This window comes from Collinsella aerofaciens (genome assembly GCF_040926405.1).
Taxonomy (GTDB): domain Bacteria; phylum Actinomycetota; class Coriobacteriia; order Coriobacteriales; family Coriobacteriaceae; genus Collinsella.
Genome location: NZ_JBCOIG010000021.1, coordinates 1 through 16,796 on the forward strand (window position 1 = coordinate 1; position 16,796 = coordinate 16,796).

The window sequence follows — 16,796 nt, forward strand, 5'->3', positions numbered from 1 at the left end:
CAGATTCTAGGACAGGGGCCGCTTGCGTTTGGCGGTCAGCCGTCGGCGCGCTTACACCAACATTTCCGACGCGATCAGAAATGGGGCACCGACAACCATTGACGCCCCATACACATTCATGCAAATAGAATAGAAAACCAAAAGCCGGACTGAATTTAATAGAGTTTCGCTATGCCCGCGATCTACTAAAACGGCTAACAAATTTAGTAATCCACAATTGAACGCCCTCATTGATAATCTCGTGATAAGAGCTTCCCAGTTTCTTGCATAGGTACACAGGCCATTTCCAATTGTTATAGGCTAGCTGGGAAATTCCCTGGCCCAATATGATGCCCCAAGCCCCCATACCAAAAAGACCTGAAAACAGACACACAAGAGCACAGCCAATAATGGATGCAATAATATATCCCCACATATAAGGAATCTCGTTCATGCTGATAATGTAATTGCAAAAAATAGAATGCTGCTGAAGAAGCCCCACATACAAACACATTACAAGAAACAAAGCATAGTCAATATCGATGCCAGGCTTGAATAATGGCAAGAGAGGAAAAATAACAACACAGACCCCAGCGGTTCCAAGCATAAACAGCATCCAGTAACCTACAATCCCAGTCGATACAAATTTCCTCTGTTTACCAGATTCACCCTCAGCATAAGCTGACTGCATCGCAGGATAAAAAGACTTTGGATACGTAGATGCAAAATTATAAATTGCATTTGCAAACTGCAGCAGAATAGAATAGGTGCCCGTCTCGGATAGGCCAAGAAATATGGAACTCAAAATACTCATGGCTTGAGTGGAAGCATAAAGAGAAAGCTGAACCAAGCCATCACGCCATGCGACATGGAAAATGGTCGAAAAAATCTCCTGAATTGAAGAGAAGTTTACCGACAACTTATCCGAACGTCGTCCATCTTCGATCTCTCGATGTTGCCTAAGCATAATTAAGGCAGAAACCCTAAGAAGCACGGCATTCATAAGAAACCCAATAGATGCACCAACAAGCCCAAAGCCCGCAACGAGCAAAACGCCACTGATAAAGAGCTGTCCTACTCTACCAATTACGACCGCCTTATTTTCTCCAGCAATATCTCCGTATCCTCTTAATACCGTGATCGACCAAAGAAAATAGAGATTAAGGAAAATTGAAACACAGAAGAGTGCCCATGAAAGCCAAACGTCAGCAGGATTCATATTCGAAGCAACAAAGAAAATATAAGCTGAGCCAGCCGTAGAAAGCAGAAGCAACACAACGACCGCAAGAATCGCGTATATAACTTTGGAAGCCTTAATTACCGTGTTCAAAAGATGCCAATCGATGCCATCTTCAACTGATTCCTTATCACACCCCTTAACGGAAAGACGGCGGGCACCACTCACTACATATACGATATTTCGCGCAAAGGTTGGATTAAAACCAAACTCAAAGAGCATGGCGAAATTAGAGAGTGCAATGTAAACATACCAAAGACCCAATTCCTCATCAGAGAGATAGCGCATAAGCAGCGGAAGAAGGATGAAACCACTGGCCATCGAAACTATTGTCCCGATGTAATTCCATATAACATCGGCTTTGCGTGTCACGATACTACTCATGCGGTACTCCAATATAATTTTTGCGACTGGCTTCCCTGGTATTGATTTCAGAGGAAGAAAAAAGCAGATCGGCTCCAATCGCAAAAAGAAAATAATTACATTCGATTCGAACACCCAAAGTTTCGGTAAGACCATATACAGACATTAATACAATGCCGAACAAGAGTGAGTCCCATCGATTTTGGCGAAACAATTTAATTAAAAGTGAAAACAATCCAATAATAAATAAAGCAGTCGGGATAATTCCGTAACGCAAAATCAAATGGCAGTACGCATTATCAACGACAAAATGGTAGGATTTTCCATTCTCCCAATAGATTACAGGACAATCAATATAAGTAGTACCAAATAGCGAAAGACCCTTCATCTGATAATAGCCATGAGCCAATCTCAATCTACCAGATAAGAGAGTATTCAATACTGAATCTATTGAACGGGATGGGTTGAACCCGATCATGAAATAAAAGCTGACAAAAACAATTAAAGCAACGACAACAACAAAGCCTATTGAGATAATTCTTCTTAAACGTTTGTTTTTTACTTTGAAAAAAACAAGCAACAGTAATGCTTGAAAAATAGCGAGAACTGCTGTTGATCTTGAATCTGACACAACCATGATTAGATAAGCTGCAAAAAAAAGAATTATGGATTGGAACAGAGGATTTTTCCCAAAAGCAAGAACAGATATTGATGTACACGCGAGAATAACATACATGCCAAAATAATTAGGATGAGTAAAGCCCAGCGAATGACGAGCAACACCTGCGCGAATTAAAGTAAGTTCCTCAATCATACCCGAAACAGAAAACAATGGCGCAATCACCAGGATCATGATTGACAGAGCGAGAGAAATGCTCGCAAGTATATTCAGTTGGACGCCCTCAGAGCAGACAATAAAAAGAGCAAGCCAAAATAACCACCCCTCCTGCGAATTCCTCCAAGAAATAAAGCCAACGAGCACGAGACCCGTTGCCAATAGCCAGCCTTTAATAGAAGCTTTTTGAAGAACAAATTTAAATAACAGAAGACATAGGATTATCAGACTAATAATTCTAGATAAAAGTGGAACCGGAATAAAAAGAAATTCATCGAATGTCGTTCGATCGAGAATACAGCTGAAAAAATACAAGCCGTAAGCGAGATAGTATACAAACTCACCTATGCCCATACTGCCAATAATGGAGACAGTTCTGCCTGTTTTTTCTTTTATTCCAATATCAGTCATTAATGCATGTCCTTATCAATTAGGGCTTTTCCCGATAGGCCGTCTTTAACCACAGTTCTCAATCCCCAAAATAAAAAAGCAAAGCTAAAGAAACCTTTTTTACAAAGAATCGTGAACACTCGAAGCCAAGGAGAAAGACAGTAGCCTTCGAAACAATGCTCAGAAAAACACCCTTGATCGAAGGCAAGGGAAAGAAGCCGCACACTCGATATTTTTGCCCCAATCAGACCTGAGTTTTTCACAAAATTCTCAATACCTTGGGTGGTTAAAAAAGCACATCGTGAAATAAATGGCGCCTGTTCATCTTCTAAAGAACATGTTGACATGATTCCCGTAATGGAGCGCTCCCATGGGTCAAGCTCAATCGAATGAACAGCAGACCCCTGGTATTGGTAATACCAATACCAGACATTAGAAGCAATTGCCATCGATTTGCATTTCTCAATAAACCGGTAATTAAAGACCGTATCTTCACCGATGGGAATACCCTCATCAAAACGCAAGCTCTCAAGAATATCAGCACGATAAAGCTTTGCAACAGGTCCACGGCCCTTAAAATCAGGCAAAGATTCGAAGTTATACTTAACATTTCCAAGCATTTGAAGTTGTGCTGCCATTAATTCACGAGTCTCATCAAGGACGCAATAGTCAAGCACATCGCAGCCGTCGGTCGGAGAATCATCGAGATATAGAGAAGCGACGCCACCACAGACAAGATCGACATTCTCTCCCAATGCAATCTGGAGAGCCTGATTAATAAACAAAGGATTCAATTCATCGTCAGAATCAGAAAAAGCAACCCATTCGCCCTGAGCTTCGCGGATTCCGATATTTCTAGCGTGCGATACGCCTTTATGGCCTCCCTTAACAATTCGTGCTCGAGCCTCCGCCGATACAAGCCTCTGCTCAACAGCTAAACACTCATCATCGCTTCCATCATCAACGATAATGAATTCAACATTGGAGTAACTTTGATTAAATAACGACAAGAGACATCTCTCAAGCGCTTTAACCGGGGCATTAAAGACGGGAACAACAATAGAAACAAGAGGATCTTTGTCATCTCCATTTAGATTAGATTGTATATCGAGCTTTGCGCTCCTCATTCCGCCTCCAAGCTTTGAAGAACGCGAAGCGTCTCAGCCACACCATCTTCTATTCCCTTGGATGGGATCCATCCAAGTTCTCTCATTTTGCTACCATCCATGAGTGCAACCGAAGCTTTTGAGTACCCCGCCGCTTCCTCAGCATCTGGCAAATCAAAGACAACTTCAACGTCTCCGGCTGAAGCAACCATTATTGCCAGATCACGTAAGGTGACATCCGATGAAGGGTCAGCAAGGTTATATGCTTCGCCATCTACACCAAGTAGCAGCGCGTAAAGCAATCCGGAAACAGCATCTGCAACATGTAAATATGAATAGTGTTGAGTTCCGCTACTCTTAAGCACCACATTTTGGTGACAAAGCGCTTTATGCATAAACTGAGAGAGCGCCTTAGAATCATCGGGAAGTAGAGTTGGTCCGTATACTCGGGCTATGCGAGCAATAACAGTTTCAACAGATTTCTGTGAACGGTAAGCCTGGCACATAGTCTCGCCAAGACGTTTGGACTCTGTATAACAGGCACGAAGAGTATTGCAGTCAATATATCCACAATACCCCTCGTCAAATCGTTCAACATCTCCACGGTTTTCTCCATACACCTCAACAGAAGAGGCGAAGAGCAGTCTTGCACCGTGTTCCGAAGAATACTCAAGCAAATTATGAAGTCCGTCAACATTTGAGGAAATAGTGCCGACAGGATTACTCGCATATTGACGTGGATGCGTAGAGCTAGCAAGGTGGATAACAAAATCTGAAGGAGCTGACGGCTTTACCCCTCTTTCGGTAACATCCGCCTCCTCAAATTTAAATAAAGCACTATCAAAATAAGGCAACCTGGCACGAGCTTTCTCCTCACTTCTACCGATAGCAAGGATGCGGCAACCAAGGTGATTTATTCTATTTTTCCTCATAATAACGTCAATGAGAAATGAACCTATCATTCCAGTAGCGCCAGAAAGAGAAAGGGTCTTCCCTGCTAGTTTTTCCCATGGGAGATCTTGGCTACAAACAGAATCCAGCTCTGAGATGTATATGTTAGATTCGAGTCTATTCATCAGAAATACCCTACTTTTAATCCCTACATCCTGACGTGGCTAAATAAGCGCGGAAAGTGTCGAGGTTCTCAGGGGTAGTTAGCTTAATATTCTTATCCGAACCAGCAGCAAAATGCAGAGTTTCGCCAAGCTCAACCATCATCGTATTGGTGTAATGCGAACCGTAAATACCAATACCCTCAGCAAAAGCCTTCTTATAGGAATCCAATAAATTACCGTAGCGATATGCTTGCGGAGTAGAAACACGACGAAGAGTCTCTCTCGGAATAAATTTGTCTGTAGTTGATTCATCGTCTTGATTAACAACAAATATTTGTTCGTTATAAGGCAGGCTTGTAACAGCGTTACCATATTTTTGGCAAACACGAATCACATCGGTGATCACGTCCGAATCCAACATTGGTCTCACGCCATCGTGAATAATAGCAATGTCATCATTAGACAGAATTCCCTCGAGCCCATATACGCCATTGCGAATAGACTCCTGACCAGTCTTTCCACCTTTAACAACCCATTTTAATTTAGAAATACCAAACTGCTTTGCATATGCTTTGAGAATGTCTTCCCAGCCATCGATACAAACAACTTCAATGGCCTCGACCTGCGGATGCGCCTGGAATGCCTCAAGTGTATATATTAAAACAGGCTTATCGCGCACATTAATAAACTGCTTGGGGATTTGCTGGCCCATACGAGAACCGACGCCACCGGCTATTACAATTGCAACGTTCATTTTTACAAATCCTCACTCTCGATATTTGAGTACTTTCCTAAATCAAACTCATAAACAACATGTACCTCTCGGTCCTCTAAAGGCGGTGGCGTCATGTAATCGGGCCCATAAAGCGCTTCCATATAAACCTTGAAATCATTTGGCACTGGAAGCAGAAGCCCTTCAAACTCACCCGGCTCTGTTGGAAAAAACGCAACGCGACTGTATAGCTCACCAAAATAGTGTTTGCGTCCTGTCGGTATTGAAATGTACTTGCTGCTACTATTGCGATACTTGAAATTCCATCGATTCCAAAGCGCCACCCATTTTTCAGGGGTGTAGAAAGAAAACAACTTCCCGATCATTTCCTTACGCTTAAAGACTTTTAAGGCAGATTCGTTGCCGGCAACCAAAGAGTTATATAAATCTGCATGCGCCTCAAAGCGACAACACGAATAGCAGAACCCAAGAGCCATAGATATAAAGCCATGAATTCCACGACAAATACAATTATCTGGAACACTTTCGAGTAGAAAAATATCGATATAAGCACCGCAACTCGAACTAGGAAGACCGATATCATCTCTGTTTCGGACAACGGTTCCGTTAAGACGCATTCTCGCAAAGCCCAAATCATAACCATCGGTCAAACCAGGAATTTGAATGGTGTATTTACCTGGGAATAAAGAATTGATGGCATCAACAAACTTTGTCAAATCATCATGAATCAAATTAATGTCAATATCATCGTCCCATGGAATAAATCCATGATGGCGAAGAGACCCAAGGCAGGTACCGCCACTTAAGGTCCATCGAGCTTCAGCTTTATTTGCAGCAACCTGAAAATCTCGAAGCATCATTTTAAGAACATATTGGAGCGAGCATAGTGCATCTCCCGTCAACTCTATTGTTGAGCTTGTGTTCTTTATATGTTTAAACAATTCAAAAGTTGATAAACCCATTGTTAATTATCCGACCTAAAAACTACGTTTATATTTCTTGCCAAAAAACTTAGCTGCCAAAAAGCCGCTACCCTTAGCAATCCAGTCAACTGGTTCCGGGCTGATGGTAGGCATTTCTGCCAACTTGATGTCATTTGTCGACAACCAGGTATCTAGTAGCATCTCGCTGATGCGACCAGGCCATCGAGCATTGAACGCATCGTATTCTGTTGAGTCCAAAGAACTTTCTATTTTCTCGAGCACAAAGAAGAGCCACTCGCAATAAGCGTTAAATACATCACCTTCAGCAACGAACATGTTAAACATATGAGCTTTGGTGCCAGACATTTCACGTTCGAAAGCGGGAATATATTTGGGGCAATAACAATTAAGTGCCGCTCGCGTTGCATCTAGCTGTTCACCCGGAAGTGTATGACGATAGTGCGCCTCAACGGTGTCGATATAGTAGTTACGAGCCTTGGGAACAATTACCTGAGAATTTGTTGAGTCAAATACTTCCTTAAAATCCTCACTACACGCAATTAGATCGAAGGGATTTTTGGATTTTGCCTTTGACGAATCAATGGTTTTAAAATGCCGCCTGTAATGTACCAAGCCCTTATAAAAGGACCCACAATTCTTCCAAAGCCAGTACATCCCAGTAAGCTCAGAATAAGAAGCGTTTTTTTGAGAGATATTTTCCCCCAAGTTATCCTGCTGCATGTCCAAACAAACTTCCGGATGCAAATCTGCCCCAACGTGAAGGGGGAGATAACACTTATCATTCGGCATGCAATACGGCTTATGAGCTGCAACGGCAACCGTAATATCCTTCTGTGAAGACAATTGTCTACCTTCCACTTTTACGTTTTCCAAACATGGCGCCAAAAGTGCCAGCAAAGCATTTCCAGTCCATACGGAAGCAGCGATTCTGAACGTAGCGAAGTTCTATCTTTTGCCTCAGACCACTCTCAAAGGTCGCTTCATTGCGATCAGTCGCTTGCCAAAGTCCAGTAATTCCAGGCTGAACTGAGAGCAGCTCAGCCATTTCTTCATCCGAAAAATGTTGTTCAAGCTCATCTCTTGTAATGGGACGAGGACCAATGACAGAAAGGTCACCGTTCAGCACATTGAGAAACTGAGGTATCTCATCGATGGAACACTTGCGAATGAACTGACCGATCTTGGTAATGCGGGGGTCATCGTCAACCTTGCGCTCAACTTCCCACTGATAAAGCTGCTCAGGGCTCAAATACTTCTGCACATCACCCGCATCGGCGACCATGCTGCGAAGCTTAAAAATCTTGATTGTCTTTCCTCCCTTGCCGACGCGCTCTTGCGTATACAAAGGGCTGCCGGGCGATTCAAGGCAAATGAGTGCGCACACAATGGCGATGGGGATAAGCAGCAGTACACTCATCAAAAGACTGAACACCAGGTCAAACAGCCTCTTAATAAAGCGGTAGCCAAGCGTACCGCTCGGCTTAATCTCTTTAATAGCCAGTGCGTCCCCCACAGATACACAGCTCTCTGTTACTTCTTTAGCAGCCACAGTCAAACTTAGGTCCCCGTTCCCCAGGGATCCCCCAATCGGTAAATTCAAAAATTGCGAACGAACAGCCGGTGCAACGTCTCCCTTACGTTTTGCTGGGAACGTCCAGCGCAAGCAGCTCCCTAAAAGCGGAGTCGCCATCACCCACGTCCACCAGGCACCAGCGCTTATGACGGTCGATCTTTTTAACGCGAGCCTCTTGCCCCACCAAAGGACCCTGTTCTATATGCAACACGCCGTCTTCTATGCGCGCCACGCTGTTGCGCACCACGCCGTCGTCGTCCAGTACGCTGCGGTACCAGTCCTGTGCATCGTCCGGCATGGGCATGTACGCCCGCTCCCTACTGCCGGCGATGCGACAGCCAAAGCTCAACTGGGCCAAAGCCCTATCGAGCGCGGCTGCATCGTGCGTGGCGACGAAGAAATATTCCTTGTACATGGGTTTGGTTTGGAGCGACCATGCGCCGTCCCGCTTAAACCAGAACTCCTTTTGCATCACAAAAGCGTCCTGCATAAGGTTATGCGGGATAATACAGCGGACCTTTTCGCAGGTCTCGCGCTCTTTTCCATGGGGGGTGTGGACCAGATACCAGCGGACGCGGCCGTGCTGGCTGTTGGTGGTGGCGCCGTTAAATGCGCCCGGCAGCTGCTCTTGGCGCCGTGCCGTCTGTTCCATGTTCTCTCCCCCCCCCTCTTTTGGCTTTGCGATGCACGCAAATGCAGGGGCGTTTAGAACAGGCTTCTCGCTCGCAGCTAGGCGCAGTCGCAAAAGTACAGGTTTTTGTATCTTTCGATAAACGACATTATACGAGCAATTAATCAGCGTTTGCCCAGATTACACAAAATGTACTGCCAGTAGGTGCATCTCCATACCCCTCTACAAAAATCTGTACCTTTTTGTGCAACAAAAAAAGCCGCTCAACCAGCGGCTTTTCTTATTTGGGCATGAAAAAAGGCGACCGCCCTCTGTGGACGGTCGCCTTTGTAAATTGTTATACAGCTTGCCTTAGGCGCGGGTCTTGATCTCCTCGAGAACCTTGACAACAAACTCGTCGACGCTCATCTGAACGGTCTCGTTGGAGCGATCGCGGACGGAGATGTTGCCGGCCTCGACCTCCTTCTCGCCCAGGATGAGCATGTAGGGCACACGGTCGATGCTGCGGGCCTCGCGAATCTTGTAGCCGATCTTCTCGTCGCGGTCGTCGCAGACCACGCGGATGCCGGCCTCCTCCAGCTTGGCGCACACCTCGTGGGCGTAGTCGCGGCTCTTCTCAGAGACGGGAAGTGCCTTGACCTGCACGGGAGCCAGCCAGGTGGGGAACTTGCCCGCAAAGTGTTCAATCAGAATACCAATGAAGCGCTCGATGGAGCCAAAGCACACGCGATGCAGCATGATGGGGCGCTTCTTGGTGCCGTCGGCGTCCACGTACTCCAAGTCAAAGTTGAGCGGCATCTGGAAGTCGAGCTGGACGGTGCCGCACTGCCAGGTACGGCCGAGCGAGTCCTCCAGGTGGAAGTCGATCTTGGGACCGTAGAAGGCGCCGTCGCCCTCGTTGACCTCGTAGTCCATGCCCAGCTGCTCCAGAGCGGTGCGCAGGCCCTCCTCGGCGCGAGCCCAGTCCTCGTCGGAGCCCATGGAGTCCTCGGGGCGGGTGGAAAGCTCAACGTGGTACTTAAAGCCAAACTTTTGGTACACGGAGTCGATGAGGTTGACCACGCCCACGATCTCGTCGGTCAGCTGGTCGGGACGCACAAACAGGTGGGCGTCGTCCTGGTTAAAGCAGCGCACGCGGAACAGGCCGTGCAGGGCGCCGCGCAGCTCGTGGCGGTGCACCAGGCCAATCTCGCCGGCGCGAATGGGCAGCTCGCGGTAGGAGTGCGGCTTGGAGGCGTACACCAGCACGCCGCCCGGGCAGTTCATGGGCTTAATGCAGTACTCTTCGTCGTCGATGACGGTGGAGTACATGTTGTCCTTGTAGTGATCCCAGTGGCCCGAGGTCTTCCACAGCTGCTTGTTCATGATGAGCGGCGTGGAGATCTCCACGTAGCCGGCCTTGTGGTGGATCTCGCGCCAGTAGTCCAGCAGCGTGTTCTTAAGGATCATGCCGTTGGGCAGGAAGAACGGGAAGCCAGGGGCCTCGTCGCGCATCATAAAGAGGTCCATCTCGCGGCCGATCTTGCGGTGGTCGCGCTTCTTGGCCTCCTCCAGCATGTGCATGTGCTCATCGAGCTCTTCCTTGGTGGCAAAGGCGACGCCGTTGATGCGGGTGAGCATCTTGTTGTCCTTGTCGCCCTTCCAATATGCGCCCGAGACGCCGGTGAGCTTAAAGGCCTTCAGCGCCTTGGTGTAGCAGATGTGGGGGCCGACGCACATGTCGATGTAGTCGCCCTGCTGGTAGAAGGTGATGCGGGCGTCGTCGTCCAGGTCGCCGATGTGCTCGACCTTGTACTTCTCGCCGCGCTCCTCCATAAGGGCGATGGCCTCGGCGCGAGGCTTCTCGTACACGGTGAACTTGAGGTTCTCCTTGACGATCTTCTTCATCTCGGCCTCGATCGCGGGGAAGTCGTCCTCGCTGATCTTGACGCCCTCGGGCAGGTCGACGTCGTAGTAGAAGCCGTTGTCGGTCGCGGGGCCGTAGGCAAAGTCGGCCTCGGGATAGAGGCGCTTGATGGCCTGCGCCATGATGTGCGCGGCAGAGTGGCGGATGACGTGCGTGACCTCGTCCTGCGGGAGCTCGGCCACCGAACCGTCATTGTAGAGTGCCTTCATGGGTATGTTTTCTCCTCTCGGATGCCTGATGCAAGTGTGTGCGATGCGCTCGGCGTTTTTGACTTGCATCATTATAGGCAGGTTGCCTTGGTATACAAGCGCCCGCCGCACCTTAATGGCACGGCGGGCGATTTTCTACGCATGCTTCATCGTGTGGGCGCGGGGTGTGGGGCGCGCGTGGCTTGCGCGGGACGCGCGGTGCCCGTTGCTTGCGGCCAGCCCTGCGATGGATGCGTTACTGGATGCGAGTTCGGCAGTAGGGGCAGACCTTCCAGTGCGCATCGAGCGGGCGATGGCAGCTGGGGCAGACGTTGCGAACCTGGGTATCGCACACCGGGCAAACGACGAAGTCCTTCTCGATGGGCGCGCCGCACTGCGGGCAGGTGCCGTACTGGGCAAGCTGACGCTCGCGCAGGGCCATGTCCAGCTCCTGCTCCTCGCGGTCGGACGCGTAGGAGTGCGGACGCAGGACCAGGTAGGCGATGAGGCCCACAAACGGGATGAGGGCGATGATGCCCCATGCCACGTAGGCGCTGGCGCCGCGGCGGCGAGCGTCGATGAACACATAGACGACCGACAGCACATACAGGGCGATAATAAAGCCAACGAAGGCATAGACGACGCCCATAAGCTGCGGCGACATGAGCTCGGAGATGTACTTGGACATTGGGGTGTACCTTTCGGAATATTAACAGTCCGGTCAAGTTTACCACGGGGTTTGTTTATATGGGACCACGGCTAGAGGCGGGGCTGACGCGGACACAAACATCTCAATCTGTAACAACTGGGACCAAATTTCCCCTCTTACTGTTACAGATCGAGACAGAAGAATCTCTCCCCGACTTCAATCTCAATCTGTAACAACTGGAAGCCAAATCCTCAGCTTACTGTTACAGATCGAGACAAAACTTCAACGTGGTAGCCGGCAGACGAGGTTGTCGACATTGCTGGGTCTCCCCTCGCCTGCCGTTGGCGGGTGTTGCGAGGCTGTTCGCCGCATTGCCGCCGCACTGGGGGTGTGCGGACCGTAGGATAGTCGTATTGACGGCCTGTCAACTCGTCTGGGAGGCACTGTGACAGAAACGTTTGATATCGCAATTGTGGGCGCGGGCATCACCGGATGCGCCATCGCGCGGCAGCTCGCGCGATTTGACCTTTCCATTTGCGTGGTCGAGGCGGCTAACGATATTGCACTGGGCGCGTCGAAGGCCAACGGCGGCCTGGTGCACGCCGGCTACGATCCGGCGCCGGGCACGGTAAAGTCGCAGGTCAACGCCCGTGGCTGCGAGCTGTACGGTACGTGGGCGCAGGAGCTGGGCTTTCTGTTCTGCCGCACCGGGTCGATGGTGTTGGGCTTTAACGATGAGGACCGTGCACAACTGGAGCAGTTGCGCAGCAATGGCCTTGCCAACGGCGTGCCCGAGTTGTCGATTATCGACCCCGACAGCATCCACGAGCTGGAACCGCGTGCGAGTGCCCAGGCCACGTGCGCGCTGTGGTGCCCTTCGACCGGTTACGTTGACCCGTTTGAAGTAGCCATTGCTGCGCTGGAGAACGCGGTTGCCAACGGCGTGACGTTTATGCGATCCGCGGCGGTGGAAGCGATTGAAGTCGCGGGCTCGGGCGACGACGCGCGCTTTACGCTGGCGACCCCCGCTGGCAATGTGCGCTGCCGCTACCTGATCAACGCCGCGGGCAACGGCGCCGCCGACATCTCGCATATGGCGGGCGCCGAGGAGTTCCAGATGGTCTGGCGCCAGGGCAACATCGTGGTGCTGGACAAGGAGCCGAGCGTATGGAGCTTGTGATGCGTGAGGCGGGCGTGGAGCTGCACGAGCGGGCAGACTGGAACCCAATTCGCCGCGCGCCGGACGACTTTGACCGCGCACCGTTGGCGCACAAGGAGGAGCTCATTGAGTCCAATCCCGCGTGGGGTCAGATTGTCTGCCGCTGCGAGACAGTACCCGAGGCCGAGATCGTGGCCGCGATCCGACGCCAGCCGGGCGCGGTCTCGGTCGAGGGCGTCAAGCGCCGCTGCCGCGCCGGCATGGGTCGATGCCAGAGTGGTTTTTGCCAGAGCCGCGTGGTGGCGATTCTTGCCCGAGAGCTGGGCTGCGACCCCAGCGAGGTGCTGTTGGAGGATACCGGATCTTGGTTGGTTGAGGGACCGCTGAAGGGGGTGCGTTAGGATGGCGGAATTCAAATCGAGCGCGATTGATTGCGGCGTCATAGAAGCCGTACAAACGCAAGCCTTCGACGTGGTCGTTATCGGCGGCGGACCCGCCGGCATGGCGGCCGCGCTGGCCGCGCATAAGGCAGGGGCACGCGTGGCCATCGTGGAGCGCGAGCAGCACCTGGGCGGAATCCTCCGCCAGTGCATCCACCCTGGCTTTGGCCTGTCGCACTTTAAACAGGAGCTCACCGGTCCCGAGTACGCGCAGCGCTTTATCGACCAGGTGCACGCAACCGACATTGCGCTGTTCCTGGACAGCATGGTGATTGGGATTGATTCGGGCGAGCCTACGGAAGAAGCCGCGGTCCACACCGTCATGCTCATGAGCCCTGCCGGCATGCTGCAGCTCACCGGGCGCGCGGTCGTCCTTGCCATGGGTTGCCGCGAGCGCACCCGCAGCGAGATCAAGATTCCCGGTAGCCGTCCCGCCGGCGTGTTTACGGCCGGCTTGGCGCAGCGATACATCAATATCGAGAACCTCAAACCCGGCTCGCGCGCCGTCATTTTGGGTTCCGGCGACATCGGGCTGATCATGGCACGTCGCTGCACGCTCGAGGGGATTTCCGTCGAGGGCGTGTACGAGCTCATGCCGTACGCCAACGGCCTGCGCCGCAACGTCAACAACTGCCTGGACGATTTTGGCATTCCGCTACATCTGTCCACCACGGTCACGCGCGTGATTGGGCACGACCGCGTGGAAGCCGTCGAGGTAAGCCAGGTCGACGAGCACCTGGCGCCCATTCCGGGGACCGAGCGCATTGTTCCGTGCGACACACTGCTGCTTTCGGTGGGATTGATTCCCGAGAACGAGCTTTCGGTTGCCGCGGGCGTAGAGCTTGACCCGCGCACGCGCGGCGCCGTGGTTGATCAGAGCCTGCAGACGGGCGTGCCGGGCATCTTTGCCTGCGGAAACGTGCTGCACGTGCACGACCTGGCCGACAATGTGACGACCGAGTCCGAGCGCGCCGGTGTGGCAGCGGCGGCGTGGGCGTTGGGCGGCGCCGAGGCGTGCGCTGCGGGCACAGGCTGCGAGTTCACGGTCTCCCCCGCCGGCATCGCGGGCTACGCGCTGCCAGGACGCATTACGGCCGTGGCGCTCACCAAGCTGAACTTCCGCGTGCGCCGACCAGTCGATGCCGCCCGCGTGAGGATCTTGGCAAACGGCGAGGAACTGTTCGCCGGCAAGGTCCGCGCGTTTAAGCCGAGCGTTATGGAAAGCTTCCCACTGCCGGCAAAGGTCATCCAACAAGCGCTCGACCTGGGTGCCAGCGAGATTGTCCTATCCGTCGATCCCGTCGAGGAGGCATAAACTATGAGCGATAACGTGAGCGAAACGCTGCAGTTCAACTGCACGACCTGCCCATCCGAGTGCCTTCTGACCGTAGAGGTGGAGCGCGACGCCAATGGCGCCGTGGTGGAAGTGCGCTCCGTAACCGGCAACAACTGCCCGCGCGGCGATAAGTTCGCACATCAGGAGCTCACCTGCCCCATGCGCGTGCTCACGACGACCGTGGCCGTCTCCGGCGGCGACGAAGCCCTGCTCCCCGTGCGCACGGCCGAAGCCATCCCGCTGGCACTCCACGCCCAAGCCATGGCCCTCATCCGAGGTCTAGTCGTCAACGCCCCCATCCATATGGGCGACATCATCCTCCCCAACCTCCTAGACACCAACATCAACCTAATAGCCAGCATGGACATCGACCGAGCCTAAGTGGCTAATTAGGGACGGGGCTCTTTTAGCTACCCCGCCATCCACCCCACCCCTCCTCAATTGCGGTGAAATAGTTCCTGATTTCCGCCAAAACCCCGGCATCCAGGAACTATTCCACCGCAACTATCCTTGGAATCGGTATTCAGCTTGTGCCTACTTTAGCGCCATTTCAAAACTATGCCGGATTACGGGGCCGATTCGGAGACCCCCATCCATACCGGCAGTTTTCGATTTTTGATAAGCCATCTACCTGCGGTTTTAATTTCGCGATTTTACCCATGGTCAAGTAATACAGGTCCAGCCCCGTAATCCGCCATACTTTTGAAACCAGCCCATTTAGGACGGGCCTCTTATGACTCCTTTTTCCTGCACACTTGCCAGGCTGGCCATGCCAAGGAGTGTCCCGAAGTGCCGTCATAAAAGGAGCGTCCCTATGTGCCGGGCTTGGGATACCATGGTGGCACCCTAGCGAAAGGATGTTTCATGGCACATGTCGATGACCAGCGTGTGGCGCGCGTGCTCGATGCGCTCGAGGCTCAACACCCTGGCGCACAGCTGCTCGTAAACGACCCGTGGTCGATCTACTATCTGACCGGCTTTTATGCCGATATGTTCGAGCGTTTTTGTGGCGTGCTGCTCGCGCGCGACAGCGAGCCCGTGATCTTGGTCAACGCCCTGCATCAGCTGCCCGAGTACGACAATGCCCGCGTCGCCTATCACACCGATACCGACGTCGTGACCGACGCCATCGCACGCGAGGTCAATCCTGCCAAGCCCCTCGGCATCGATACCGTTATGCGCTCCGGCTTTTTGATGCCGCTCATGGAGCGCCACGCCGCGAGCGAGTTTTTCCTGGGCGACTTTGCCGTCACCGCCGCACGCTCCTGCAAGGATGCCGCCGAGCAGGAGCTTATGCGCGCGTCCTCTGCCGCCAACGACGCCGTGATGGCCGACGCCATCAAGCTCGTCCATGAAGGCGTGACGGAGCGCGAAATTGCCGATCAGATGCTCGGTCTGTACCGCAAGCACGGCTGCGAGGGCTTTAGCTTTCCGCCGATCGTGAGCTTTGGTGCCAACGCAGGCGACCCGCATCACGAACCCGACGACACCGCGCTCAAGAGCGGCGACGTGGTGCTATTCGACATTGGCGGACGCAATCGCAACTACTGCTCGGACATGACGCGCACGTTCTTTTGGGGCGAGCCGGACGAGGAGACGGCACGCATCTACGACATCGTGCGCCGCGCCAACGAGGCTGCCGAGGCGCTCATCGCACCGGGCGTGCGCATGTGCGACCTGGACCGTGCTGCGCGCGACGTGATTGAGAACGCTGGCTACGGCAAGTACTTTACGCATCGCCTGGGTCACTCGATCGGTCTGCAGGACCATGAACCGGGCGACGTATCGCTGGTCAACGAGCAAGTCGTGGAGCCGGGCATGACGTTCTCCATCGAACCGGGCATCTACCTCCCCGGCCGCACCGGCGTCCGCATCGAGGACCTGGCCTTGGTGGCCGAGAACGGCGTCGAGATTCTCAACGCCTACCCCCACGATCCGGTCCGCCTAGACTAGACAATGTGTCAAAGGGACAGCCCCGTTGACACATTCCGCTAACGTCGCGCCACGAAAACGGGCTATCTACTACGTTTAACCCGCATGGGTCGACCATGCGGGTCTTTTTTAAAAACCAGCAAGCCGTCTACCTGCGATTTTGATTTCACGATTTTCCGTGTGGTCAAGGGTAGTCGCCAAAACGTAGTAGATAGCCCCATTTCGTGGCGAGCAGTCCGCTCAAGGCAAAACCCCGTCCCAAATTAGCTGCCCTGCAGTCAAACGAAAGGCCTCCCGATTCCCCGACGAGAACCGGGAGGCCTTCTTGAGTCCTAGAGCC

The 16,796-nt window shown here is 52.2% G+C and carries 16 protein-coding genes; 5 read left to right on the plus strand and 11 right to left on the minus strand.

Features of this window, described 5'->3' with window-relative positions:
- Positions 1-169: 169 nt before the first annotated feature.
- From wzx to AB5758_RS07745, 11 genes are all read right to left on the minus strand, one after another.
- Positions 170-1,600 (minus strand): O-unit flippase-like protein, encoded by a 1,431-nt coding sequence (gene wzx, locus AB5758_RS07695; RefSeq protein WP_368141650.1) that lies wholly within the window; start codon positions 1,598-1,600, stop codon positions 170-172.
- Positions 1,593-2,825 carry an O-antigen ligase family protein gene (locus AB5758_RS07700; RefSeq protein ID WP_368141651.1) on the minus strand — a complete coding sequence of 411 codons (1,233 nt, stop codon included), beginning with the start codon at positions 2,823-2,825 and terminating at the stop codon, positions 1,593-1,595. Before AB5758_RS07700 ends, wzx begins: the two co-directional genes overlap by 8 nt.
- The gene (locus AB5758_RS07705; protein WP_368141653.1) at positions 2,825-3,931 is read right to left on the minus strand and encodes a glycosyltransferase family 2 protein; all 1,107 of its coding nucleotides are present in this window, start codon (positions 3,929-3,931) and stop codon (positions 2,825-2,827) included. Before AB5758_RS07705 ends, AB5758_RS07700 begins: the two co-directional genes overlap by 1 nt.
- A complete protein-coding gene (locus AB5758_RS07710) occupies positions 3,928-4,986 on the minus strand; it encodes an NAD-dependent epimerase/dehydratase family protein (RefSeq protein ID WP_368141654.1) in 1,059 nt (352 codons plus the stop codon). Before AB5758_RS07710 ends, AB5758_RS07705 begins: the two co-directional genes overlap by 4 nt.
- A 16-nt stretch (positions 4,987-5,002) precedes the next feature.
- Positions 5,003-5,719, minus strand: coding sequence for an IspD/TarI family cytidylyltransferase (locus AB5758_RS07715; RefSeq protein WP_368141655.1), 717 nt, complete (start codon positions 5,717-5,719; stop codon positions 5,003-5,005).
- A 2-nt stretch (positions 5,720-5,721) separates the two neighbouring features.
- Positions 5,722-6,660: a LicD family protein gene (locus tag AB5758_RS07720; RefSeq protein ID WP_368152702.1), complete on the minus strand. Its 939-nt coding sequence runs from the start codon at positions 6,658-6,660 to the stop codon at positions 5,722-5,724.
- A 15-nt stretch (positions 6,661-6,675) separates the two neighbouring features.
- The gene (locus AB5758_RS07725; RefSeq protein WP_368141659.1) at positions 6,676-7,485 is read right to left on the minus strand and encodes a DUF4422 domain-containing protein; all 810 of its coding nucleotides are present in this window, start codon (positions 7,483-7,485) and stop codon (positions 6,676-6,678) included.
- A 4-nt stretch (positions 7,486-7,489) separates the two neighbouring features.
- Positions 7,490-8,191, minus strand: coding sequence for a sugar transferase (locus AB5758_RS07730; protein ID WP_368141660.1), 702 nt, complete (start codon positions 8,189-8,191; stop codon positions 7,490-7,492).
- A gap of 85 nt (positions 8,192-8,276) precedes the next feature.
- Positions 8,277-8,867, minus strand: a complete 591-nt coding sequence (locus tag AB5758_RS07735; protein ID WP_368141661.1) for a hypothetical protein — start codon at positions 8,865-8,867, stop codon at positions 8,277-8,279.
- A gap of 330 nt (positions 8,868-9,197) precedes the next feature.
- A complete protein-coding gene (thrS, locus tag AB5758_RS07740) occupies positions 9,198-10,961 on the minus strand; it encodes a threonine--tRNA ligase (protein ID WP_368141662.1) in 1,764 nt (587 codons plus the stop codon).
- A 235-nt stretch (positions 10,962-11,196) separates the two neighbouring features.
- Positions 11,197-11,628, minus strand: a complete 432-nt coding sequence (locus AB5758_RS07745; protein WP_055251579.1) for a double zinc ribbon domain-containing protein — start codon at positions 11,626-11,628, stop codon at positions 11,197-11,199.
- Positions 11,629-12,034: 406 nt separating this feature from the next.
- On the opposite strand from AB5758_RS07745, the gene AB5758_RS07750 reads away from it, so the two are divergent.
- The 5 genes from AB5758_RS07750 (at position 12,035) to AB5758_RS07770 (ending at position 16,477) form a co-directional block, all read left to right on the plus strand.
- Complete coding sequence (locus AB5758_RS07750) at positions 12,035-12,769, plus strand: NAD(P)/FAD-dependent oxidoreductase (RefSeq protein WP_346977265.1); 735 nt, start codon at positions 12,035-12,037, stop codon at positions 12,767-12,769.
- A complete protein-coding gene (locus tag AB5758_RS07755) occupies positions 12,757-13,149 on the plus strand; it encodes a (2Fe-2S)-binding protein (RefSeq protein ID WP_346977264.1) in 393 nt (130 codons plus the stop codon). The genes AB5758_RS07750 and AB5758_RS07755 overlap by 13 nt, the downstream gene beginning before the upstream one ends.
- 1 nt (position 13,150) lies before the next feature.
- Positions 13,151-14,503, plus strand: a complete 1,353-nt coding sequence (locus tag AB5758_RS07760; RefSeq protein ID WP_346977262.1) for an NAD(P)/FAD-dependent oxidoreductase — start codon at positions 13,151-13,153, stop codon at positions 14,501-14,503.
- Between the two features lie 3 nt (positions 14,504-14,506).
- Entirely contained in the window at positions 14,507-14,905 is a 399-nt protein-coding gene (locus AB5758_RS07765) for a DUF1667 domain-containing protein (protein WP_346977260.1), read from the plus strand.
- Between the two features lie 483 nt (positions 14,906-15,388).
- Positions 15,389-16,477, plus strand: coding sequence for a M24 family metallopeptidase (locus AB5758_RS07770; protein ID WP_346977258.1), 1,089 nt, complete (start codon positions 15,389-15,391; stop codon positions 16,475-16,477).
- Positions 16,478-16,796 lie beyond the last annotated feature (319 nt).